Raw genomic sequence first — 22,002 nt, 5'->3', positions numbered from 1 at the left:
CGGAGCCTGCCTTGACCCATCCCCCCATGCCAGACGCCTCAACCGCAACGGGCGAACGCCCTGACGATCGACTGTCGCGGCTGCGCCTCGATCTCTATTCGAGCGAGCAGCTTTACCGGCAGCTCTATCGGGCGCTGCGCGCCGCGATCCTGAGCGGCGACTTTTCCGAAGGTGAAGCCATTCCCTCGGAGAACCAGTTGCGCGACCAGTTCGGCATTGCCCGCACGACAGTGCGCAATGCGATGGCGCTTCTGGTTTCGGAGGGCCTGGTCCAGCAGGTTCGCGGCCGCGGCACAATCGTCTCGCACCGGCCGATCAGCCACAACATCTGGAACTTCGGCAGCTTCACGGAGCTTGCCCGAAAACAAGGCCAGCGCCCGGTGACGCGGGTGCTGGAGCACCGGGCAGACAACGGCCAACTCGTGCTGGTGCGCGCCCGCGGGCTTGCCAACGGCGACAGCGTGACATGGCTGAACGTCGACACGTCCGAGCTCGATCTCGCCCTTTATCCCGGGCTTGATCGATACGACTTCGCGTCGCAATCCCTCTACGAGGTGTTGCGCCGCGACTATGACCGTCACCCCCTGCGTTCGGAACTGCTGTTGACCGTCGTGCCGGCTTCCGATCGCCTGCGGGAGGTCTTTGCCCCGGCGCAGGACGTGCCGGGCTACCTTTGCGCCAGCGGGGATGTGCTCGACGCGGACGACCGGTTGGTCGAGCGCACGTCGATCGTCTACTCGCCGGCAGTCCAGATGAAATTTGCAACGCGCTGGGGCCGCGAGACCGCGCCGCACGGCGTGCAGGAGACATGACATGAGCCGCTTCGGCGACACCTTTACCATCCAAAAACCAATCCTCGGCATGCTGCACCTTGCCGGTGACGGCGCTCAGGCCAAGCTTGCCCAGGCCGAAGAGGAAGCCCGCATCATGGCCGGCGAAGGCGTCGATGGGCTGGTTGTCGAGAACTATTTCGGCGATGCCGAGGATGTCGAACGGGTGCTAGAGCGGATCTTCCACCTCGACCTCGGAACGCGCATCGGTGTCAACGTCTTGCGCGATGACTCCCGCGCCTTCGCGCTCGCGCGGACCTATCCGGTCGCGTTCATCCAGGTGGATTCCGTCGCTGGCCACCTGCCGCCCGAAGCAGACGTCCCCTTTGCGACCGAACTTCAGACCCGCCGCGACGGTGTGACGGCCCTGCTCCTCGGTGGTGTCCGGTTCAAGTACCAGCCGGTCCTATCAGGCCGGCTGGAGGAGGAAGACGTGCGCATCGGTGCGTCGCGCTGCGACGGGCTGGTCGTCACGTCGGACGCGACCGGCCAGCCGACCGACTTGGAGAAGGTGGCGCGATTCCGCGCGGCGACCGGTGGCGAGACGCCGCTCCTGATCGGCGCCGGCCTCACCGAAGCCAACGCCACCGAGCAATTGGCTCAGGCCGACGGCGCCGTCGTCGGCAGCTGGTTCAAGCACGATCACAAGGACACCGGCCGGGTCGAAGCCGCCCATGTCGCAGCCTTGATGCGTGTCGTGCGCGCGATCAGGAGCGCGGCATGAACGCCGTCCACGCCCGGCCGGTGACCCCGGACAATTTTTCCCGCTACGGCCGGGTGTACGACCTGACCGGTGACACGGACGGCAAGGTCGTCTGGACTGCCGGCGACGGCTGGAACGACGGCTTTACGAAAACGCCGTTGATCGACGGCCGCGGTCATCTCGGCTTCACCCGTGGCGGACAAGCGCCCTGGGACTGCCGCGCGATGGAGCGGCACCCGTTGACCGAAGAGGCGATCTTCTGTCTCGCTGAACCGGTTGTCCTTGCGGTTGCGCCGGCGTCGGATGGCGAAGCACCTGATCGCGACGAGATCGAAGCCTTCGTCATCGCGCCCGGGCAGGCTGTCGTCATGGATCGCAATGTCTGGCACGATGCCTGCCGCGGCGTTTCCGGCCCCGCACCCTATTACTGGATGGCCGTCTGCGGCCTCGGCGAAAGCCCATGGGTAGCAGTCTCGGGCGGTCCGATAAAGGTGTCGGCGGCAGCGGGCACGGGACTAACCTTATGACCGCATTCTTCATTGGCGATGTCGCCCTCGACGAATACTACACCGCCGACCGCTGGCCCGGCCGCGCCGACAAGGGCATGGTCAAGGAGCTTCCGGCAGAAGCCGGCGGCTCCATCGCCAACGCCGCCGTCGTGCACGCCGGTCTTGGCGGCGATACGCAGTTCTTATCGCTACTCAACGACAGCCCATTGTCCGAGCGCCTGATCGCCGATCTCAGGCAAAATGGCGTCGGCGTCGATCACATGCTGATCGATCCCGCCATTCCGGAATCGCGCAACTTCATCTTCCTCGTCGAGGGCGAGCACATCGTGCTCACCGTCGAGATGGGCGAGCAGCCGATGTGGCTTTCAGGCGCCAGCCTGAAGGCATTGCGCCAGCCGGGTTACCTCTACACCACGCTCTATCGCGTCCGCCGTCTGCACGCCAAGACGCAAAACGGCGTTCTGAAGCAAGGAGATCTCCTCAGGGACCTGCATTCCAACGGGCGCCGGGCGATCTTCGATCTCGACGTCGGCGGCTGCACGCCCGAGGACATGCCCTATCTGACCGGCGCGGCTGTCGTCATCTTCAACCAGATCGGTTTCCACACCGCTTTCGGCCACGACGACATCAACCTCATCGGCGACTGGATGCGAGAGCACCAAATCGACCGAGTTGTGCGGACGCTGGCCGCCGAGGGCGCGGAGGCTCGCAACCATGAAACGGTCTTGCGCGTGCCCGGCTTTACCTTGAAAGTCGTCGACGTGACTGGTGCCGGCGATACCTTTGGTGGAACGCTTACCTGGTGCCTGTCGCAGGACCAGAGCTTCGAGGAGGCGCTCGACTTCGCAGTCGCGGCCGCTTCGCGCGCCGTCACCATCCATGGCCCGCGCGCAGGCAAGGCGACACCCGAAGATGTCCTTGCCTGGCGACGGCGGCACCGCCACCAGGATCGCTGAACTGGCCTCATGGGGCGCACATGAACCGCTGGCTCTGCGGCTGCACAAAGGTGTCGAGTGGTCGACCCCGTCATGACGACCAGCCCGGAGTGAGGCGCTTTTTCCGAAGGGCAAACCGCGATTTATCCCCTCAACGATCGGGAATCCTTGATGAGGACTATTGCGCCGGCCCGGGGGCTGCGACGCTCGGGCGATGGCAAGAGCGTATCGGCTCACCCAGCGCCACAATGGCAATTTACGTCTCGAGGCTATGGGAGCGAAAGCTCAATGGAGTGAGACTTGGCGCGGGTCTTGCTTAACACGGGGCAATAGTGGCGCTTCACGCGATATTAGTCGTGCGACCAAACGCCCCGATGCAGTGACCACATCAATGACCGCGTCGCGATAGTCGGCATCCTTGGTCAGTTCATCAACAATGCGTTGTCCGTACGCAACGGCAGGCCCGTCCGATGAAAATATCCGGCCAACTTCGTCGCGGCTGACGACGTCTGCTGTACAGATGTTGAATAGATAACGACGCATGAAATTTCACTCCGTACGTGATGCCGCGTCAGCACTGGCCACGCTTATCGAGCCGAGCGCGCTACGGGCGGAAATGCGAGAGTTCGAAATGACGGCGCAACTTATCGCGACCTCGTATTGTTGTCGCGTGACGCGAGCGTGACCATGATAATTATCAGTTTCGGAGAGTGGGTAACATGGTCGTCGCGGTCTCGGGCGGAGCAGGGAGTAACGCGGCGAAACTCCTCGGCCCCTCCCTCCGCGGGAAATGCCGCTCACTTCGCTCGTGCACGATGCGGCGCGGCTGACGAAAATGATCGCCCAGCAGAATGGCAAGGAGTACTAACCGTGATGCCTTCGGGGGCTTTCTCCGGCAACCCGGCGCTGTAGCCTTTCGGGAAAAAGGTGTAACGCACAGTACGCGAGGGGAAATCAGAGAGCTTCAAAAAAGCTCGTTAGGGGGATAGCAGTTCAACTCTGCAAAACGTCTTTCGAAGTGGCAGGTTTGGCCTTGCAGCACTAGATAATCGGGCACCGCTGCCACGGTGGCCGCAGTAGGCGAAGGAACAGCAGGCATTGTCGACATCCCGCGTTCGCGTCATCGATCTGGAAACGGCCGGCAACGGACCGAACGACGTCTGCGAAATCGGGTGGCAGGACGTGGTCCTTGAAGACAATGGACGGTGGGTCGTCAACGACGAACGCGGCGCATTGATGGTCAATCCGGGGCGGCCGATTTCGCCCGACACGATGGCCATCCATCATATTCTCGACGAACAAGTCGCCGGCGCGCCCTACTGGAAAAATGTGGCGCCAGAAGTGTTGCATCCGCACGGCGGGATCGACGCATTGGCCGCACATCGTGCAGCCTTCGAACAACGGTATTGCACGCCTCGTCTCACCGGCGGCTTGCCCTGGATCTGTACCTGGAAGTGCGCCCTACGGATTTGGCCCGATCTGCCACGATTTTCCAACCAGATGCTCCGCTACCAGCGTATGCCGGAAGGGCTCGTTCACGAGATAGGTCTTCCGGCCCATCGAGGCATGCCGGATGCCTACGTGACGGCCCATCATCTGCGCGATCTGTTGAACGCTGCATCGCTCGATCAGTTGCTGGCGTGGAGTGCCGAGCCGGGCTTGTTGCCGCGCGTGCCCTCCGGGCCTGATCGTGGGAAGGGCTGGGATCGCCTTAGTACTGAGACGCTCACCGAATTTCTTCGCGATAGAGATAGCGACATCCGCTTCAGCGCCCAGACCGAGTTGCAAAGGCGCGGTGAATTCGAACCTACCGCTGCCGACGAGCCAGTGCAGCAAACCTTGCTATGACTGGGACTGTGCGTCGCGCATGCGCCGAATGAAGGGCGGCACCAGGGTGGCGCTCGGCGAACGCGGTGATCTGCCTTGGTGAAGTACTCTACTCAGCATCGACAGGAATTGCCTTGAAGACACGCAAGCCGCTTATCCTCACAGCCCGGATCGCGGAGATCGATCTTGAGATCTTCGATCGCCTTCGAAACGCGCATTTCCCGTCGGAGCGAAACTTCCTCCGCGCTCACCTCACGATGTTTCATCGGCTACCGGGCGAACACCTCGAGCGGATCGTTGGAGAATTGCAGGCCGCTGCCACCAAGCGTGACCAGATCCGCGCGCAGGCAGCCAGTGTTCGCCATCTCGGCGCGGGCGTGGCGTTCACGATCAGAAGTCTTGCGCTTGAAGACCTTTATGCAGAACTAAAGCGCGCTTTCATGCCATGGCTGGGCGGTCAGGACATGCAGAGGTGGCAGCCGCATATCACCGTCCAGAACAGGGTTTCGCGGTCAGCCGCAGACACCTTGCACCGGCAACTGACACACGATTTCAAACCACGATCGTTGACGCTGGAGGGCCTGGATCTGTGGAGATATCTAGGCGGACCTTGGCAGCTCGAACGAGCGATCTGTTTCGAGATCTCCGCTCTCCGTACAGCGCCATTGGCCGGCTCAGCGGCGATCGTTGACGATCATCGCTGAGCCAAATGGGCGACAGATGCTTTATCCGCGCGCTTATGACCAACAGGGTCGGAGCACAGAGACCTCGAAAGAAGACTGTGGCCCGCACCAGGAAGAGACCGCCTACCCGTCACATCGCGCGGAGGCGTACATCGATGACGGATGCGATGCCGAACTCGCTCAACTCTCCGAGCATCGTTCTGACCGGGTCTCGGTCAGGAAGATGGCGAACGCTGTGGCGGGCAGTGCGAGGCCGATCATGGAGGCGAGCCACCATCCACCAGAGGCAAATGCCCAGGCACCCAGGGCAGAGCCAATGGCGCCGCCGGTGAAGAAGATTGCCATGAACAAGCCGTTGAGCCGGCTGCGCAAGTCCGCGCCGAGTTCGTAAATCGAGCGCTGCCCCGTCACCAACGTCATGGTGACGCCGAAGTCGAGCAGGATTGCAGCAAGCGTTAAAAATGTGAGCGCAAAGGTCGAACCTTCAGAGATTTGCGTCATCAGAAAAGCGGCCGCGACACTGACAAGGCCGAATGCCGTTGCCGGCCGCACCAATCCCTTGTCAGAAAGGCGCCCAGCGATGGGCGAAGCAATTGCGCCCGCAACACCGGCCAGGGCGAAAAGCGCAATGCCATTATGACCCAACCCAAAGCTGGGCCCGGCAAGATAAAGCGGCGTCACGGTCCAGAACAGGCTAAATGCGGCGAACTGACAGGCCTGATAGGCGGCGCGCCGCTGCAGGACCGGCTGCGTCGCGAGAAGCTGGGCCATCGACTTGAGCAGCTGGCCGTAGCTCAATCGACCCGCCGCAGGCATGCGGGTCGGCAATTGCGTCCATAGAAGGGCTCCAAGCCCGACCATAACGATCGCGGAAACATAAAACACGGTATGCCAGGAGCTGACGCCGGCAATTAATCCGGCAATCGGCCGCGCCATCATGATCCCAACCATCAAACCGCTCATGATATTGCCAACGACGCGACCCCGAACGGCATCCGGTGCAAGGTTGGCAGCGAACGGCACGATCATTTGGACAGCAACCGAGCCAAGCCCGATGGCGAGCGAAGCGGTGAGAAAGGGTCCAGGTGTGGTGGAGAGCCCGGCCGCGATCAGGGCAAGAGTAACCAGGCTGATCATGGTCACAATCAACCGACGATTTTCCAGGAGATCACCCAGTGGCACGAGGAGCAGCAACCCGAGGCCGTAGCCGATCTGGGTCACGGTCACGATCAAGCCTGTTGCCTCAGCCGGTAGGCCGATGTCGAGTGCGATCGGACCGGCGAGTGGCTGGGTATAATAGAGGTTGGCGGCAATCAGGCCGCAGGCGGCGGCCATCAGAAAAGTCATGCCGGCGGAGAGACCGGCCGGGCGCTGCGACTGGGCGAGGGAAGCTGGAGTTGTCATGGAATGTGCCTTGGGAGAAAGGAGGCGGGCGGGTTGATCAGTCGAGAATGCGCAAGATTGCTTCACCGGAAGGGAGCAGCTGGCTCTCCAGCTCTCCGGTCTTGCCGGCGATACGCACGCCCTGCAGATAGGAAAATAGCGCAAGCGCGGTACTCGCGGGATCGGCGTCATGGCGAATTGAACCATCTAACTGGCCATCGCGAATGAAACCTTCGAGCCGCGTGACGAGCTTGCGATTGTGTCCTGCGACCCTGGCGGCGATCTCGGCATCGGACAGAACCAGTTCCACGGCGGCACCGATGGCCAGACATCCACGCCTGCCGGTCTCACCACAGGCGGACATGGCATAGAAACTGACGACGCGGGCAACCTTTTCGCGACCGGTGGAGGCGGAAGACAATGCCTGTTCCAGAAGGTCAGCTCGGACCTGCTTATAGCGGTCGTAGGCAGCGACGAAGACGTCACGCTTGTCCTGAAACGCCTTGTACAGGCTGCCGGCAGTCAGTCCCATTTCGGCTTTCAGTTCTGCGATGGAGGTTCCGTGATAGCCCCTCTCCGAAAATATGCGGATCGCCGCATCCAGAGCTTGGGTCATGTCGAACTCGCGGGGGCGCCCGACGGAGCGATGGGAGTGTCTTTCGGAATTCATTTGGCGGCCTATTAGGAAACGATCGTTCCCTAATAGGCCGCCAAAGGGATTTGGTCAAGCCGCTTATCTATCGGCATCTATTGGAAAGACGAGTGGCGCGAGCTTAGATCGAACCCGTTGCAGTTGATGATGCCCCACATTGCGCTTGGTATCGAGCACATTGGCTGACAGGAGCTGCAGCGTTGGTTCAGAGCGCAGACAAGTTGTCCGTGGGCATTCCACCGTGAATAAGCAAGCCGTCGATCTCCAGGCATTCATGTCCACGGCGTCGACGGAAGCGTCTGAGGGCGATCGATCGCAAGAGCCCATGCCGGGGAGTTTCAGACTACATCCTGCTCATCGTGACAGTTCCTGAGCAACCGCTGCCCGCCCCGGTCCCCTTGAACCTGCCTTTCCCTTTGTCGTTCTTTATCATGCCGGTGAGGATGTTGCCGCCCTTGCGGCCTTTATGGACGAATGTGAGGGTCATATTAATAGTCCCATTCCTCGCGACTTTCCCCGAAAGCCCCGAGCTGGAGGATACAACGCCGTCATTTACCAGGATGGACGTTGAAAGCTCACGCCAATCACCGCAGTCCGTCGTAGCGTGCCTCGTTAGCTTCCACACGCCATTGAACACGCTCAAACCAGCCGCCACGCAACGATTTCCGCGAACTTCCATTCCGTTGCCACAGACGAGGGGGCAGACACGGCCACCGGCCGCCTTCAGACTATTCACGAGCTCCTCGGTGGGGGTGAGCGAGGCAAGCTTGATCCCCTTGCGTTCGGCATAGGCTTGCAGCGCCTTCTGACTGCCGCTACCCCATTTGCCGTCCACCTGCTCAAGGCATCCGACACGCACCAGTTCCCTTTGGGTGATCAGTGTGAGCTCGCCGGCACTCATTTGGCTGGTAGGATCGCTTGATCCCTTCAAGCCTGGTGTGGTCTGCTCAAGTTTAGCAAGTTCGGGTGGCACGCCGGTGACCTTCGGCAGGGCGGCACGCTTGAGGTCTCCCTGCCCCAGTTCAGCCGTCTCCCGTTCCTTATCACGCGCTTCAATCGCTGCGATTTTCAGTTTCGCAAGCGTGACGAAGGCGCCGCTTGGGTATTGCTGAAGGTAGGCTTCAAAAAAGTTCCTCTCGGTCGCGTCCTTGATGGAATTCCAAAAGGAAAGCTCCACACTTCTGTCGGTGTCCGATGTGACCACCGCCGAGTTCGTTGGCGTCTCGGGAATTTTCGCCGGGTTCAGCACAACCGGGCCCGTCAGTGAGGAACTATCCCAGGGAATCTGCTTACCGCCGGTGACCTGCAAAACGGCGCGACGCACAGCAATCAGGTCATCCGTTATGCTCTGCCCGGGTGTGCCGAGGTGTTGAAGCAAGGCCGACGTAAACGGGGAGTTTCGACCGGCGCCGTCAAGCGCAACGTTTCCCGGCTGCGTGGCGAACGCAATCAGCGACCCCACACCTGTATCGAGCTTGGCCAGGCCTCGACCGACGACCACGGACCGTGTTCCGAGCGACCGGGCCAAAGTCGTAGCGAGCGGATTGTCACGGCAAGCGTCGAGGAAAACCAGATTGACCTTGGCGTTGCGCTCCATGGCAGCAAGCACGAGTTCGATCGGCAGCGCCTCGAAGTCTAGATCATTGTTCGATTTCAGCTGCGCGTCGATCGGGATGATATAATTGCCACCGTTCACCTGCAGCCCGTGACCGGCATAGAAAAAAAGCGCCACGTCTGCGCCTTCGACCTTGCCGACGAACTCTCGGATCACTCCCCGCATTCCCGTCAAATCGAGGTCCCGACCCGTTACCACCACGAAGCCCAGTGCTGTCAATTTCGACGCCATGTCGCCGGCATCATTCTGCGGGTTCGCGAGCTGAGGTGCGTGTCTATAGGCGGAGTTCCCAATGACCAGCGCGACGCGCTTTTCGGCCCAGACGGGGGAGCCCACAAAAAAGAGCAAGAGCACGACAGCGGCACGAAGGGAATTCATGAAGCAGCTCCACCACTCCGATCCCGAGCCGAGCGTTTGACAGCCACAGCGCGCAACCGTTGCCGTCACTTCATCGGAGCGGCCCCAAAAGGCCGCGACGGGAACATCAAGAATGATCCTGCCGGAGCATGTAGTCAATCGACGTCGGAAAGCAGATGAGATCAACAATCGACGGTTGATGGCCTAAAAAGGAGCCTCCTGATCGTATGGTTACTCCAAACTGCCCGCATGGAAAAATGGATAATCCTGACTGCTCGTAAATATCCATCCGTACTAGTTCAGAATGACTAAAGACCGAGTGGCTCCCACTACTGTAGATTTAGAATCTACTTAATTTCGAAGGAGCGAACATGGTGAGGATCTTTCTCGTGCTCACAGCGCTGGCCGTCCCGATGGTCGCAATCGCTGATGATGAAACTGACCGTGCACAGGCCGGTGGACTAGAATTTCGCGCGCTGAAGAAGTGCGTACGAAAGGCGCCCGTGGGCGAGTTCGATAGAAAATGCGACATTCCAGCAGTCGGGTGGCCAGGGGCTGAAGGACTTTGGCTGCCTAGTGTCTCTCAAGGTGCCGGCTGAACAATCTGTTTAGCACGTACCCGAGCTTCGTCGCCTTTCGTGGGAAGCATTTCCAGAATAGCACTCGACTTGGATCCGTCCGACGAATTGGCTCATCGGGGCTGCCCTAACCGTCATGGGCCGGCCCTCGCACCGCCGCACGACCGGCGCTCCCCGGATGTGCCGACTTGAAGGGTTGCGGCGGTTCCGTCGACAGCGCCTCCCGGATGGCGTCCGTGATCGCAGAAACGACAAAGTCCGCCTGCGTTTCCTCAACGAGGAACTTCCCGGCTTCGTGTTCGTCTACGTCTTGCCATAGGGCTATGCCGACCCGCGCTCCAGGAGCCAATCGCTTCAGGCGACGGACAAGGAATTTGGCGTGGCGCATGGATTCTCGATCGAGAGCAGTGAGAACGATGGCATGCCGACCCTCTATCGGCAGCTCCTTGATTTTTTGCGGCCTGAGAGCTTCATGGCTGAAATAATTGACGTCCGCGCCTTGTACCCGCAGAACCTGCAGGAGCATCATCGCCGTGACATCGTCGAGCGCACTTCGCCCTCCTAGGCAAAGCACGGATCGCCCTTCACCGGGAGGGAGTTCATAATCGTTCTCTTTTTCATCGGTGTCGCGGTCGGGATCTTCGCTTTTGTCTTTGTCTTTGTCTTTGTCTTCGTCTTCCTCTTCAACCGCGATCTCCTCGAGGTTGGCAACCAGTGTACCTGCACTTTCGGCAACCCGTACTCCTTGCTCTTCCGTCAAGGCACCACGCATACGGTCACTTTCGGCCAGAAGCAGCGCGGGAATGGCAACCGTGTCGTAAAATTCGACGAGGTACATTTCCTCAAGCATCTCCTCTGCATTATCCGTTGCTTCGTCCGGGTCTCCCGCCAGCAACCGTTGGTAAAGGCGCTCCTTTGGATTGAGGACGGGCTCATTGCCCAACAGAATTTCGAGGAATTCGAACTGGCGGACGTGACGGCCAAGCACAACCAGGCAGACGGTGAGCGGGGTCGACAGTACCAGTCCAACCGGGCCCCAGAGCCAGGCCCAGAAGATGGCAGCAACAATGATCGCAAGGGGAGACAGTCCTGTGCGAGACCCATATAGCCAGGGCTCGACAACGTTGTTGCTTACAAGCTCAAGGGCAATGAAGAGCCCAAGCGTCAGAACCACCAAGCTCCAGCCAGGAGCTGCTGCGAACGCGAGAAACAGCGGCAAGGCAGCAGCAATCACCGGGCCGATATAGGGCACGAAGCGCAGCACGATCGCAAGCATCCCCCACAAAAGTGCGTTTGGAATCCCTAAAAACCAAAGGCCAATCGCGAGCGGCACCCCATAGGTGATGTTGACGACAAGCTGCATGAGCAAATACTGGCCCACACGAGCGCCCGCATCTTGAAGCGCCTCGGTCGTTCGATGAAGATCGCCATACCCGACCAGCCGGATGAATCGGTCGCGCAGATCCTCCCGCTCGAACAGCATGAAGATGACGACGACGATGACGAGGCCAGCGGTTGCCAAGGGACCTAGCAGCGGATTGATGACGCTCATCAGGATTTCGACCGGGCGCTGCGGCGAAAATATCTCGACCAGAAGCGGCTTCGGTTCAGGCGCGGTCACGGGCGACACAGCCACATCTTTTTCAGGTCGGCTGAGCTCGATGCTGATCCGCTCCATCACCCGGCTCAATCGATCGAGTATCTGGCTGTCCGACCCAGCTTCTTTTAGGGAGCGGACCTTCTCGACGATATTTGACTGGTATCTCGGCACATCCCGCGCGACCTCGCTGATTTGCAGCGCCACTATGACGCCGAATGCAGTGAGGAAAAGGAAAGCCATCGTCACAGTCCCGGTAACCGCGACCGCGCGAGGGCAGCCGGCGCGGCGCAGCCTTGAGACAACGGGTGCAAGAGCAAACGTCAAAAGGATGGCAATCGCCAGGGGAAGGAAGACGTCCCTGGCAATGTAGAGCACCGCCACCGTTGCAGCAATTGCTGCAAGCGTTGGCAGCTTCGAAGTCTCGGCAGTGGCCCGTGACAAGGTCAGCGGATGCAATTCGGCGGCCATATTGACCGGTTCTTTCCCACTCTTGCGCGAAAATCTCAGCATCAAATCTCCCGGGACCTTCCAGGCGTGCCCCTTCTGGTCTTCAATTGCGAACCCTCTGGCCCGGTGGTTCTCTGGCTACGGGCAGGCGTCATCAATCCATAGGCACTGCCGATCAGCACGACCGACCAAGCTGATAATATTAGAACGGACGCACAAATAAGCCAGAAGGCGAGATCCCGACGGCAAAGGCCAACCTGGCCTGCAAAGTTGCGGGACTTGTCGACGCCGGATCCCCCGGGTGGCAGTGGTCGGGGTGATGATGCGCGGGTATGGTTCGGCGGCGCGCGAAAAGTTCATTCCTTGGGAGGTCTGTATGGCGACTGGCGAAGTTGCCGTGATCAGCCGTCTGTCGGTCAACGACGTGGACGTGCTTCGGCGCGTTGGCCTCGAGGCGCTTTCCCCTGAGCCGTTTGCCTATGCGAATGTATCTGCAAATTAGGTCCACCTTACCGGCCGTCATTGGCGCCTTCATCTGAACCAGCTGGTGTTTGTCGCTTTCCTCGATAGGCAGATCTGAGACACGCTGACCGATGCCGCAAGCATCGTTCGGGTATTGCGCATGATCCTCGCCGAGGGTGGATCAGCGTTTCCAAAGCCATGGCACGATCGTTCGACCGGCGTGAAAAGTCGCTATTCTTGCCTGTTCGCGGCGGAGTTGTAGCCCAATTTGAGTAAGTGCCTAAGCATTGCTCCCCAATTTCAGTCGTGCTGGTATCCGCTCTCAATTGAGGGAGCGTTATGTTTGACGATGAGATCGACGTCGAGTGCCCCGAGTGCGGCCACGAAAACGGGACACCGGTCGACCGAGTGAGGGACGACGAGCACCTCCCCTGTGAAAGGTGCGGAAGCACCATCGCGCTGGGCAGACAAAAGCATTTGCTCATCATCGAGCACGTCACCAAGAACATCGCGAAACTCAGGCGCTCGCTCGCCAAGTTCAGGCAAAACTCTCCCACTGCCCGCCGGAGGCCCCGAGGAAAATCATAGATGGGACTGCGTCCCCTCGCGCTTTGAAGGCTCCCGTGATTTCAAAAGCGTCGGATGGCCCAGCCATTTCGCGAGCATCCTTGAACGATGAATGGCGCGGAGCAGGGAACAATAGGAAAGTCGCACGCGTTTTAGCGAAAGTTTGAGGATAGCTTAATGCGCTCTACTGCGGATCCAAGGAGGTCCGTTATGGCAAAGCATCCAAGATACGTATCGCCGAAATCGAAGGGCTTGTACCCGGATCGAGATCTGGACTGTCAGATGGCAATGGAAGATGTTTTCCAATCGGTCGCCGAATATGGCGAGGCCGCCGGCTGGACCGAGCGCGAGGTCGCCGACGCGTTGATTGAACTGGCGCATAACCGGTGGTTCATGCTGGATGCCAAGGAAAAGATGTTCGAGGAAGCGGCCGGCGTCATCATTCGGAAGGGCAAGGCCTGCCCACTCCACTGAGCTACTCGGCCTTCATCTTCCGGCGATTAGGAGAAAATCAAGCGGGAACGGAACCGATTTCATCACGGGCTATTTGTAGGGCGCGCCCGTTGTGTTCCATCTTGCCGGCCCGCGCAAAGCAACACATTCATGGCCCCTTAGTCGCCTTTCGGGCCATCTCTTTTGGCATCAATAAATTAGCAATCCGACAAGGAACAAGGTCTGCATAGGTGAGTTGAGACTCCGAGAAGGAGTTTCCTATGGTTTTTATACGACCTGAATTCGATTGCCGGGGCGGCGGAGGGGCTGACGTCTCAGGGCTGATCGCATCGATCAAATACGCTCTGGCTTCTGAAGCGCCCTTCGATACGCAAAATCTCTGCTTCAGAGTGCTCGGAACATCCGTCGTCATAGAGGGTCAGGTCAGCCACTGCAGGGGCGACGATTTTGTCCGCCGTATTGCTGAGGATATTGCCGGCGCTGACCGGGTACTCGTGCGCATCGGTTGTCCTCGCAGCAACGGACTTTCAAAAACAGACCACAGCACAAGCAAGGAGAACGGTGATGCTTAAAACAGGCGGCAGCAGCGAGAACATCGCAAATATGCTGACAGCACACGAACGCGAGCCGACCGATTTCCCCGACGATAGCCCGCTCGGCAAGGGCGATTTGCGCGAACCGCGCGAGCCCGTGCCGGAATTTGACGAGGACGAAGACGATCTCGACGAGACCGAGGAAATAGAGCTCGACAGCATCCTTGATGCAGACGACCCCGACGACGACTTGCCTCCTCCGGAATAGCAATGGTCTGACCCGACTTTTCGGAAGAGAAGATGGAACCCGCTATCGGCATCGGCGTTTTCGTTTTTGTGGAAACCCTGAGCCCCCGATCAGGGTGACGCCTTCACCATCCCTCCGGAAGTGAAGCCCCCGGTAAGCCAATGGCCTCGTCGTCCCCGACGGGGCCATTCCTTTTCATGGCCCTTAATTCGGGGGAATGCCCAGCTTTTGACCATCAAGGGCAAAACGGGAAGATTGGTTGGCCTGCCTGTCTCGCGCCAGCGTTACGAAACTTTCATTTTATCATCATGCAGATTGTCACGGACTGTCACACGCAACTGTTAGCAAGCGCCCCGGCTTCATCGTGCCACCGATCCTGGTGTCCGCCATCCTGCAAGGAGCGTTTTGCAAATGAGAGTCTCCGTCACTACCTCCGTATTCCTCGGCCTGATGGCTAGCGTCGCGTTTGGCGCGCCAGCCGCAGCCGCCGAAAAGACGAAATTCGAGTTCTGGTACGGCCTTTCGGGCGATCTTGGCGAACGCGTCCAGGATGCCTGCAAGAAGTTCAACGAGAGCCAGACAGAATTCGAGATCGTCTGCACCTCGCAAAACGGTTACGACACCACCCTGCAAAACACGATTGCCGCCTACCGCGCCAAGAAGCAGCCGGCGATCACCCAGATCTATGATGCCGGCACGCTCGACATGATGCTGTCCGGCGCCTTCGTGCCTGCAAAGAAGCTGATGGCCGACAATGGCTACACCATCGACTGGAACAACTATTTCGGCGGCATCGCCAACTACTACGCAACGGCGAAGGGCGAGCTGAACTCCTTCCCGTTCAACTCCTCGACCGCGATGTTCTACTACAACGTCGACGCCTTCCAGAAGGCCGGCATCGACTTCAAGCCGGACACCTGGGAGCAGGTCGAGGAAGCAGCCCGCAAGCTGAAGACGGCCGGCTTCGAATGCCCGCTCGCATTCAACTTCGACACTTGGCCGCTGATGGAGCAGTTCTCGGCGATCCACAACCAGCCGATCGCAACCAAGGCGAACGGCTATAACGGACTGGACGCCGAGCTTGTCGTCAACAAGACCAAGTTCGTCGACCACGTGAAGTTCTTCAAGAAGATGGCTGACGAGAAGCTTTTCGTGGTCAAAACCAAGCAGCTCGGCATGGACATCGTCCCAGCCTTCACGTCCCAGACCTGCCAGATGATCCAGACCTCGGTCGCCGACCACGGCACGATCGGCAAGACCCTTCCTGAGAATGTGAAATGGGAAGTCGCCATATTGCCGGTCTGGAAGGGCACCGAGCGTCAGAACTCGCTGGTCGGCGGCGCATCGCTCTGGGTGCTCGCCGGTCGTCCGGAAGCGGAATACAAGGGTGCAGCCGCCTTCCTCAACTATCTTGCAACTCCGGAAATGGCCGAGTGGTGGTCGACGGTGACGGGCTACATCCCGGTGACCAAGACCGGCTTCGACGCCATGAAGGCCAATGGCTTCTACGACAAGGCTCCCTATAAGGGCCGCGAACTCGCCATCCAGAGCCTGTCCTTCACCCCGACCTCGGAAAACACCCGCGGTATTCGGCTAGGCGGCTTCACGCAGATCCGCAAGGAGTTCGCAACCGCCCTTGAAGCAATCTTCATGCAGAACGCAGACGTACAGGGCGAACTCGACAAGACGGTGGAACGCGGCAACGCGGTTCTGCGCCGCTTCGAAAAGACCTACGCCGGACAGACGCTGAACTAAAATCTGATCCGCCCGGAGCCTGCCACAATATCGGTGGGCTCCGATCGCTCTTCTTGCGCATTGGAATTTCGACATATGGACAAGCGCGCGGCCTTTCGCAGCTGGTGGCTACCCAGCCTATTCGCCCTGCCGCAGATCATTTTGATCCTGCTCTTTTTTTATTGGCCCGCTGTCGCCGTTTTGCGATGGGCCTTCACGTTGGAGCCCCCATTCGGCGGTGCTGCCGAGTTCGTCGGCCTTGCCAACTTCCAGGAAGTCTTTGCCGATCCGCTCTATTGGAACTCCGTTGGCGTCAGCCTGGCATTTGCGCTTTGTGGAACGCTTGCCACCATTTTCATCGGTCTTGTTCTTGCCCTTGCTGTCGACCGGCAATTGCCGGGCTCCGCGCCGTTCCGGTTCCTCTACATTCTGCCCTATGCGATTGCGGGACCGGCGGCCGGTATGGCCTTCCGTTTCATCCTGTCGCCCGAGCGCGGGCTGATGGCCTCGGTCAACGCGGCCTTTCCGGACTTCTGGAACCCGGCCAAATACGGCAGCCACGCGCTCATCCTCGTCATCGTCGTCTTTGCCTGGAAGTGGGCGGGCTACACCTTCATCTTCCTGCTCGCCGGCCTGCAGTCGGTCCCGCGCTCCCTGATCGAGGCAGCCGCGATGGACGGCTGCGGCCCGATCCGCCGCGCGGTCGATATCCAGATCCCGTTGCTGGCGCCAACGCTCTTCTTCCTGCTGGTGATCATGATGACCGAGGGTTTCGTCGGCGCCGATACCTATGGCATCGTCGCACGCACGACCGATGGGGGCCCGAACCACGGCACCGACGTGATGGTCTACCGCATCGTCGAGGAGGCGTTCCGAGGCCTGAACTACTCGGGTGCCTCGGCCCAGAGCCTCGTGCTCATCGGCCTCATCATGATTTTCACCTTCATCCAGTTTCGCTTCATCGAGCGCCAGGTCCATTACAAGTGAGGCTTCCATGATCCAGCGGACACCCTTTGCCAACGCGCTGACCTATGGTGTGATGATCTTCGGCTTCCTGCTTTTGATCGGCCCCTTCATCGTCATCGTGTCGGGCGCCAGCCAGACCTTCCAAAAGGTCAACGCCATACCCTTCAGTTTCGTGCCGCAGGATCGCCTCTTCGAGAATATGGGTGCTGCCTGGTCGCGCGCCAGCCTCGGCACGGCGATGCTGAACAGCTTCGTCATGGCGAGCCTGGTCACGGTCGGCAAGGTAGCGCTGTCGGCGCTGACGGCCTTTGCCATCGTGTTCTTCCGAACACCTCTGAAAGGCTTTTTCTTCTGGATGGTGTTCATCACCCTGATGCTGCCGCTCGAAGTGCGCGTGGTGCCCACCTATGCCGTCGCCGCCGACCTGTTCCAGCCGATCCGCTTGCTGATTTCCGCCGTCACCGGCTTCGAGGTCTCCGTCGACTGGAACCTTCTCAATTCCTATGCCGGCCTCACATTGCCGCTGATCGCCACGGCGACTGGGACCTTTCTCTACCGCCAGTTCTATCTGACCCTGCCGGACGAACTGGCGGAGGCTGCGCGCATGGACGGGTCAGGCGCAATCCGCTTCTTCATCGATATGCTGCTGCCGCTGTCGCGCACCAACATGCTCGCGCTGACCACGATCATGTTCGTCTACGGTTGGAACCAGTATCTCTGGCCCCTCCTGATGGTGACGGACCCGCAATACAAGACCACGATGATGTCGCTGGTTGCACTCCTGCCAGCTGACAACGGCACGCCGGACTGGAACGTGACGCTTGCCGGATCGCTGATCATCATGCTGCCACCGCTCATCGTCGTCGCCGTGCTGCAGCGGTGGTTCGTGCGCGGCCTCGTAGCCACGGAAAAATGACCCCGCTTTCCCCAAACAGAAGAAACAGAGAGGTCCGCGCTCATGGCTGACATCGCAATCCGCGCCGTGCGTAAATCCTACGGCAAGAACCCCACCCTGCATGGCATCGACCTCGCCTTTGCGTCGGGAGAATTCGTCGTGATCCTCGGCCCGTCCGGCTGCGGGAAATCGACGCTTCTGCGGATGATCGCCGGGCTGGAGGAGATCACCTCAGGCGACATCGCGATCAACGGGAAGGTCGTGAACCGGCTCGAACCGCGCGAACGCGGCTGCGCCATGGTCTTCCAGAACTACGCTCTCTATCCGCACATGACCGTTGCGGGAAACATTGGCTACGCCTTGAAGGTGGCGGGCGTCGCAAAGGCGGAGCGCCTGCGCCGGATTGAGGAGACCGCAAAGATCGTGGGGCTTTCCGATTATCTCGATCGCAAACCGGCGGCGCTTTCCGGCGGTCAGCGGCAGCGCGTCGCGATGGCACGCGCGATCATTCGCGAGCCGAACGTGTTCCTGTTCGACGAACCGCTTTCGAACCTGGACGCCAAACTCCGCGTCACCATGCGGGCCGAGATCCGCAAACTGCATCAGCGCCTCCAGGCAACGTCCATCTTCGTCACGCATGACCAGGTCGAAGCAATGACGCTGGCCGACAAGCTGGTCGTGATGAACAGGGGTGTGGTCGAACAGGTGGGCCAGCCGCTCGACATCTATCACCGTCCGGCAAGCATCTTCGTCGCATCCTTCATCGGCTCTCCGGCAATGAACCTTTTTGATGCCGTGGTCGACGTCGACAACGCCTGCCTCACATTCGGCGGTACGAAGATGCCGATCGAAAGAGGCCTGGCCACCCGACTGGGCGCAAGACAGATCACGGTCGGCATCCGCCCCGAACAATGTGTCGTTGCGCCTGAAGGCGTCTCGATCAAGGTGGATTTCATCGAGGAGCTCGGCTCCGGCCGCGTCATCCACTCGGAACTGAACGGCTATCCCTTCGCGGCCACAGTCGACGAGCACACGCGCGTGCGGCCGGGCGAGAGGATCACCCTGGAACTGCCGCTCGCGCACCTGCATCTCTTCGACAAGGAGACCGGCCGAAGGATCGAGGTCGATCTGGAGCCGCGTGCCATCCGCAATTCCGCTAGCCAACCGACACTCCAAGCAGTCTGATCGTTTTCATAAATCAGGAGAACCGTGATGAACGACATCATTTCCGCCGTAGGATTCTGCAACCGGACGGGCAAGGGTGACCTTTCGACCCTTGATGCTTCCCTGCGTGAGATTGCAGAGACGGGCGCTGACGCCTGCGAGATCGGGATCTATGGCGAAGAGGTCGTCAGCGGCGGCCGCATCATCGAAGACCGCGTCCAGCGCGTCGCCGAGATCACGAAGAGGTACACTTTCAACAAGCTATCGCTGCACGGCCAGATCGTCTCCAACTTCATGGATCGCCAGCACCATCATCTGCAGAAGAAGGTCGTAAGAGCGATGCTCGAGTTGTGCGACCGGCTTGGCGCGGGGATCCTCGTCCACCACTCCGGTGCAGCACAGCTTGCCGCCGGCGAGAACGCCGCTGACCTCGACAAGATGGAACGTGACGCGCTCGCAGAAATGGCCGAGATTGCCAAAGGCTACGGCGTTCGCATCGCACTTGAGAACATCTTCACGACGGAAAGCGGCCAGTACCGCCAATCCCCGAGCCAGGTTGCCGAAACGGTGCGGGCGATCGGTTCCGACAACGTGGTCGCACTCATCGACTTCTCGCATGCCTATATCGAGGCCACGCATCGCGGGCTCGATTTCCGTAATGAACTCAGGGCCATGGCTCCGGTGACCGGTCACCTTCATGTTCACGACAGTTTCGGCCTGCCCTGTACCATGAACCGCTTCTATCATCCGGCGGAAGCAACCGCGCTCGGCATCGGGGACCTGCATTTGCCGATCGGCTGGGGCGACATTGCTTGGGATGACATCTTCTCTGAGCTGACCTTCCTTCCCGATACGACGCTGATCATGGAAATCAGCGCCGAGCGCTTTGCCGATCAGCAGCTGGCGTGCCTGGAGCAAGCCAGGCGACTGGCGGCAGGCGTGGGGCTTAGGCGCGCTGCTTAACGTGCCACCGACGGCCCTGGCGGACAGCTGAATGGTGCTTCCGGCTTGTCGCAAGCAAGGACACCGGCAGGATCAGGTGTTACCGAGGCGCGCCAATCGACGAGAAGTGCGCCTCAACGTGGCAAACCTGCGCGCAAGCGCATCTGGTCTGCGCCTCTCAGCTGCGGGGCGTCGCCAGAGACCGGCCATATCGATGACGTCGTCTCCTGGCGATGACGTGAGGGGGAACCGAAGCTTTTTCCTTCGGCTTTGTTTGCACAGCCTTTCGCGGTCGACCACCGCTACCACTTTCATGCAACGAACAGAACCGGCGATCAGTGTCCCAATCGCCGGTTCGACCGTCTCACCGGTCGCGCGGTGGACAACAGGGGATACTAGCGGGTCTTCCTGTCATCGAGATCCACGCCTTCAAGCCTCGCCATCAGTGTAGCGCGATCCTCGACTGACCTGAGGCGGACGGTCAAGGCGGTACTCTTGACCGGGACCTGCGGAGGCAGGGACAAGGCGATACCTGGGATGTTCTCGGCGGCCCACTGTCTGAATCGGGGCAGCTTGTTTGCGCCGCTGATCGGCAAAGTATGACTGTATCTGAAGCTCATTGCTTATTCTCTCTGTATGCGGATTCGGCCGGATAGGTCGGCATTTGAGGGATCAACCCCGGGAGGTTCCTGGCGCCGCTCTTGCCGTCGCAGGTAGTGGCGCCAGGCATTCATCGTGCGCGACTGACCCTATGGCTGCAGACGGACTTAACTGGTCGCCGATACTTTTCGAGGTGCGGGAACGTCGACACTGGTCTAGCGCCTCAACATGAGGATCTCGTCGAGCGCCGATTTTTTCCCGGTTGCGCCGGTCGGTGGCTCCAAACATTCAGACGCGGCATCCAGGGTGCGCACGAACTCCGAAAGTTCGCGGTCATCAAGCTTGTCCGCCGCCGCGGCGAGCGAAAACCAACGCCGCTGCCTTTGTGCTTTTTCCCGCCAATCAACCAGTGTCCCGCGCACGTTCAGCCCAAACACAGCCACGCGGCAGGCAACGCTTGCGCCGTTATCCAGGCGTTTCATGTAGCGATAGGTCGTCACCGGCGCCTTAGAGAGGACGCCAATGACACCGCCCTCCTCCAACGCTTCCCGCGACGCGGTCTGGCGGGGCGCAAAACCCTTCATTGGCCATCCCTTGGGCACGATCCACCGCCCGCTGCTGCGCGACGTGACGAGCAAAATCCTTGCCTCGCCATTCTTGGCGATGCGCCAGGGAAGAGCTCCGACCTGCTGCATCTCTTCCGGGGCAGCCTCCTCAGCGGCGCAATAGTTCTTATTGGTGTCCTTCATTTTCCGCTCCCCCTGCCAAACGCGCAGAGAACTGGCGGATGCGCGCTCCGTTCGCGCACGGCGCACGAGTTGCGGCGGGTGGCAGCGCAGTGCGTCTTGCACCACGGGCAACGGCGAGCAGAAAGGGGAAGATGCCGGTTGCAACCGATGCAAACGGGGCGGGCTGGAGACGCGGGCATAGATACACTCCGTCAATAATGAACCGCACTGTTGGTCAGTGGATTCCCGGAGCGGCGGGGGCTATGGCGGCGTTACAGGATCAGGGTAGCCGGCTCCGGGTAAGGGAGCGTGCTTGCTCGATGAGCCGCGATATCCTGATGAAAGTTTCCGTATGCATACCCCTCACATCGCCCTTTCGTGCGAGCACATCAATGGGCAATTTTGTCGCGCCATACCCAACGCAAGAGCGCCATAGAAATCGCGCGTTCAGGTAAGCGGCGGTAAAGGCTCAGTTTCGGATAACTGGTTTTCAGAACACGGCTCAATCTTTTGACGAAGACGGACATGAGCCCCTTGCCCCAAGATCGCTCGGGCGCTGCTCACCCGGCCCAGAGCCCCCACCACAGGCTAA

22 protein-coding genes are annotated in these 22,002 nt (G+C 60.1%); 15 read left to right on the top strand and 7 right to left on the bottom strand.

All coding sequences use genetic code 11. From position 1 onward, the window contains the following. Positions 1-11 precede the first annotated feature (11 nt). Genes IB277_RS34755 through IB277_RS34740 form a run of 4 tightly spaced genes read left to right on the top strand, consistent with a single transcriptional unit; the run spans position 12 to position 2,998 of the window. On the top strand, positions 12-812 hold the full coding sequence (locus IB277_RS34755) for a GntR family transcriptional regulator (RefSeq protein ID WP_146749580.1): 801 nt from the start codon (positions 12-14) through the stop codon (positions 810-812). Position 813: 1 nt separating this feature from the next. Further along, positions 814-1,554 (top strand): BtpA/SgcQ family protein, encoded by a 741-nt coding sequence (locus IB277_RS34750; protein WP_192372929.1) that lies wholly within the window; start codon positions 814-816, stop codon positions 1,552-1,554. Next, positions 1,551-2,060 carry an ureidoglycolate lyase gene (locus IB277_RS34745; RefSeq protein ID WP_192372927.1) on the top strand — a complete coding sequence of 170 codons (510 nt, stop codon included), beginning with the start codon at positions 1,551-1,553 and terminating at the stop codon, positions 2,058-2,060. The genes IB277_RS34750 and IB277_RS34745 overlap by 4 nt, the downstream gene beginning before the upstream one ends. Beyond that, positions 2,057-2,998: a carbohydrate kinase family protein gene (locus IB277_RS34740; protein WP_192372925.1), complete on the top strand. Its 942-nt coding sequence runs from the start codon at positions 2,057-2,059 to the stop codon at positions 2,996-2,998. The genes IB277_RS34745 and IB277_RS34740 overlap by 4 nt, the downstream gene beginning before the upstream one ends. Positions 2,999-3,262: 264 nt before the next feature. Here the strand turns inward: IB277_RS34740 and IB277_RS34735 are convergent, their stop codons facing one another. Then, complete coding sequence (locus IB277_RS34735) at positions 3,263-3,520, bottom strand: hypothetical protein (protein WP_192372923.1); 258 nt, start codon at positions 3,518-3,520, stop codon at positions 3,263-3,265. A 555-nt stretch (positions 3,521-4,075) separates the two neighbouring features. On the opposite strand from IB277_RS34735, the gene IB277_RS34730 reads away from it, so the two are divergent. Next, on the top strand, positions 4,076-4,825 hold the full coding sequence (locus IB277_RS34730) for an exonuclease domain-containing protein (RefSeq protein WP_060521192.1): 750 nt from the start codon (positions 4,076-4,078) through the stop codon (positions 4,823-4,825). Positions 4,826-4,938: 113 nt separating this feature from the next. Further along, positions 4,939-5,508 (top strand): 2'-5' RNA ligase family protein, encoded by a 570-nt coding sequence (locus IB277_RS34725; RefSeq protein ID WP_082572978.1) that lies wholly within the window; start codon positions 4,939-4,941, stop codon positions 5,506-5,508. Between the two features lie 159 nt (positions 5,509-5,667). On the opposite strand, the gene IB277_RS34720 is transcribed toward IB277_RS34725, so the two are convergent. From IB277_RS34720 to IB277_RS34705, 4 genes are all read right to left on the bottom strand, one after another. Next, complete coding sequence (locus tag IB277_RS34720) at positions 5,668-6,891, bottom strand: MFS transporter (protein WP_034791853.1); 1,224 nt, start codon at positions 6,889-6,891, stop codon at positions 5,668-5,670. A gap of 37 nt (positions 6,892-6,928) precedes the next feature. Continuing rightward, positions 6,929-7,540 carry a TetR/AcrR family transcriptional regulator gene (locus IB277_RS34715; RefSeq protein ID WP_060582801.1) on the bottom strand — a complete coding sequence of 204 codons (612 nt, stop codon included), beginning with the start codon at positions 7,538-7,540 and terminating at the stop codon, positions 6,929-6,931. A 325-nt stretch (positions 7,541-7,865) separates the two neighbouring features. Further along, entirely contained in the window at positions 7,866-9,515 is a 1,650-nt protein-coding gene (locus tag IB277_RS34710) for a caspase domain-containing protein (RefSeq protein WP_060582802.1), read from the bottom strand. A gap of 684 nt (positions 9,516-10,199) precedes the next feature. Further along, complete coding sequence (locus IB277_RS34705) at positions 10,200-12,182, bottom strand: AI-2E family transporter (RefSeq protein ID WP_192372921.1); 1,983 nt, start codon at positions 12,180-12,182, stop codon at positions 10,200-10,202. 313 nt (positions 12,183-12,495) lie between these two features. Between IB277_RS34705 and IB277_RS38765 the strand changes: the two genes are divergently transcribed. Continuing rightward, positions 12,496-12,621, top strand: a complete 126-nt coding sequence (locus IB277_RS38765; protein WP_256436368.1) for a hypothetical protein — start codon at positions 12,496-12,498, stop codon at positions 12,619-12,621. 260 nt (positions 12,622-12,881) lie between these two features. Here the strand turns inward: IB277_RS38765 and IB277_RS34700 are convergent, their stop codons facing one another. Further along, positions 12,882-13,127, bottom strand: coding sequence for a hypothetical protein (locus IB277_RS34700; RefSeq protein ID WP_192372919.1), 246 nt, complete (start codon positions 13,125-13,127; stop codon positions 12,882-12,884). Between the two features lie 303 nt (positions 13,128-13,430). On the opposite strand from IB277_RS34700, the gene IB277_RS34695 reads away from it, so the two are divergent. The 8 genes from IB277_RS34695 to IB277_RS34665 all read left to right on the top strand — a co-directional run bounded on the left by IB277_RS34695 (position 13,431) and on the right by IB277_RS34665 (position 20,103). Next, positions 13,431-13,622 carry a hypothetical protein gene (locus tag IB277_RS34695; protein ID WP_192372917.1) on the top strand — a complete coding sequence of 64 codons (192 nt, stop codon included), beginning with the start codon at positions 13,431-13,433 and terminating at the stop codon, positions 13,620-13,622. A gap of 239 nt (positions 13,623-13,861) precedes the next feature. After that, entirely contained in the window at positions 13,862-14,173 is a 312-nt protein-coding gene (locus IB277_RS37910; RefSeq protein WP_246812877.1) for a hypothetical protein, read from the top strand. Beyond that, a complete protein-coding gene (locus IB277_RS34690; protein ID WP_210339714.1) occupies positions 14,166-14,402 on the top strand; it encodes a hypothetical protein in 237 nt (78 codons plus the stop codon). The genes IB277_RS37910 and IB277_RS34690 overlap by 8 nt, the downstream gene beginning before the upstream one ends. Positions 14,403-14,792: 390 nt before the next feature. Beyond that, positions 14,793-16,136 carry an extracellular solute-binding protein gene (locus IB277_RS34685; protein ID WP_192372914.1) on the top strand — a complete coding sequence of 448 codons (1,344 nt, stop codon included), beginning with the start codon at positions 14,793-14,795 and terminating at the stop codon, positions 16,134-16,136. 75 nt (positions 16,137-16,211) lie between these two features. Continuing rightward, the gene (locus tag IB277_RS34680; RefSeq protein WP_060521199.1) at positions 16,212-17,102 is read left to right on the top strand and encodes a carbohydrate ABC transporter permease; all 891 of its coding nucleotides are present in this window, start codon (positions 16,212-16,214) and stop codon (positions 17,100-17,102) included. A 7-nt stretch (positions 17,103-17,109) separates the two neighbouring features. After that, positions 17,110-17,997 (top strand): ABC transporter permease subunit, encoded by an 888-nt coding sequence (locus tag IB277_RS34675; protein WP_060521200.1) that lies wholly within the window; start codon positions 17,110-17,112, stop codon positions 17,995-17,997. A 42-nt stretch (positions 17,998-18,039) separates the two neighbouring features. Then, positions 18,040-19,161: a sn-glycerol-3-phosphate import ATP-binding protein UgpC gene (locus IB277_RS34670; protein ID WP_192372912.1), complete on the top strand. Its 1,122-nt coding sequence runs from the start codon at positions 18,040-18,042 to the stop codon at positions 19,159-19,161. A 27-nt stretch (positions 19,162-19,188) separates the two neighbouring features. Next, positions 19,189-20,103: a TIM barrel protein gene (locus tag IB277_RS34665; protein WP_192372910.1), complete on the top strand. Its 915-nt coding sequence runs from the start codon at positions 19,189-19,191 to the stop codon at positions 20,101-20,103. Positions 20,104-20,897: 794 nt separating this feature from the next. Here IB277_RS34665 and IB277_RS34660 read toward each other — a convergent pair. Continuing rightward, positions 20,898-21,431 (bottom strand): NUDIX hydrolase, encoded by a 534-nt coding sequence (locus tag IB277_RS34660; RefSeq protein ID WP_113188460.1) that lies wholly within the window; start codon positions 21,429-21,431, stop codon positions 20,898-20,900. Between the last annotated feature and the right edge of the window lie 571 nt (positions 21,432-22,002).

Source organism: Ensifer sp. ENS07 (assembly GCF_014852185.1).
GTDB lineage: Bacteria > Pseudomonadota > Alphaproteobacteria > Rhizobiales > Rhizobiaceae > Ensifer > Ensifer adhaerens.
The sequence above is the reverse complement of the archived record's forward strand: the minus strand, read 5'-3'. Positions and strand labels throughout refer to the sequence as shown.

What these genes read in the sequence shown, in the direction of transcription:
- IB277_RS34715 (WP_060582801.1), bottom strand. Translation starts at nt 7,540, where the DNA reads ATGAATTCCGAAAGACACTCCCATCGCTCCGTCGGGCGCCCCCGCGAG.
- IB277_RS34675 (WP_060521200.1), top strand. Translation starts at nt 17,110, where the DNA reads ATGATCCAGCGGACACCCTTTGCCAACGCGCTGACCTATGGTGTGATG.
- IB277_RS34710 (WP_060582802.1), bottom strand. Translation starts at nt 9,515, where the DNA reads ATGAATTCCCTTCGTGCCGCTGTCGTGCTCTTGCTCTTTTTTGTGGGC.
- IB277_RS34750 (WP_192372929.1), top strand. Translation starts at nt 814, where the DNA reads ATGAGCCGCTTCGGCGACACCTTTACCATCCAAAAACCAATCCTCGGC.
- IB277_RS34680 (WP_060521199.1), top strand. Translation starts at nt 16,212, where the DNA reads ATGGACAAGCGCGCGGCCTTTCGCAGCTGGTGGCTACCCAGCCTATTC.
- IB277_RS34685 (WP_192372914.1), top strand. Translation starts at nt 14,793, where the DNA reads ATGAGAGTCTCCGTCACTACCTCCGTATTCCTCGGCCTGATGGCTAGC.
- IB277_RS37910 (WP_246812877.1), top strand. Translation starts at nt 13,862, where the DNA reads ATGGTTTTTATACGACCTGAATTCGATTGCCGGGGCGGCGGAGGGGCT.
- IB277_RS34745 (WP_192372927.1), top strand. Translation starts at nt 1,551, where the DNA reads ATGAACGCCGTCCACGCCCGGCCGGTGACCCCGGACAATTTTTCCCGC.
- IB277_RS34720 (WP_034791853.1), bottom strand. Translation starts at nt 6,891, where the DNA reads ATGACAACTCCAGCTTCCCTCGCCCAGTCGCAGCGCCCGGCCGGTCTC.
- IB277_RS34660 (WP_113188460.1), bottom strand. Translation starts at nt 21,431, where the DNA reads ATGAAGGACACCAATAAGAACTATTGCGCCGCTGAGGAGGCTGCCCCG.
- IB277_RS34665 (WP_192372910.1), top strand. Translation starts at nt 19,189, where the DNA reads ATGAACGACATCATTTCCGCCGTAGGATTCTGCAACCGGACGGGCAAG.
- IB277_RS34740 (WP_192372925.1), top strand. Translation starts at nt 2,057, where the DNA reads ATGACCGCATTCTTCATTGGCGATGTCGCCCTCGACGAATACTACACC.
- IB277_RS34670 (WP_192372912.1), top strand. Translation starts at nt 18,040, where the DNA reads ATGGCTGACATCGCAATCCGCGCCGTGCGTAAATCCTACGGCAAGAAC.
- IB277_RS38765 (WP_256436368.1), top strand. Translation starts at nt 12,496, where the DNA reads ATGGCGACTGGCGAAGTTGCCGTGATCAGCCGTCTGTCGGTCAACGAC.
- IB277_RS34735 (WP_192372923.1), bottom strand. Translation starts at nt 3,520, where the DNA reads ATGCGTCGTTATCTATTCAACATCTGTACAGCAGACGTCGTCAGCCGC.
- IB277_RS34695 (WP_192372917.1), top strand. Translation starts at nt 13,431, where the DNA reads ATGGCAATGGAAGATGTTTTCCAATCGGTCGCCGAATATGGCGAGGCC.
- IB277_RS34705 (WP_192372921.1), bottom strand. Translation starts at nt 12,182, where the DNA reads ATGCTGAGATTTTCGCGCAAGAGTGGGAAAGAACCGGTCAATATGGCC.
- IB277_RS34690 (WP_210339714.1), top strand. Translation starts at nt 14,166, where the DNA reads ATGCTTAAAACAGGCGGCAGCAGCGAGAACATCGCAAATATGCTGACA.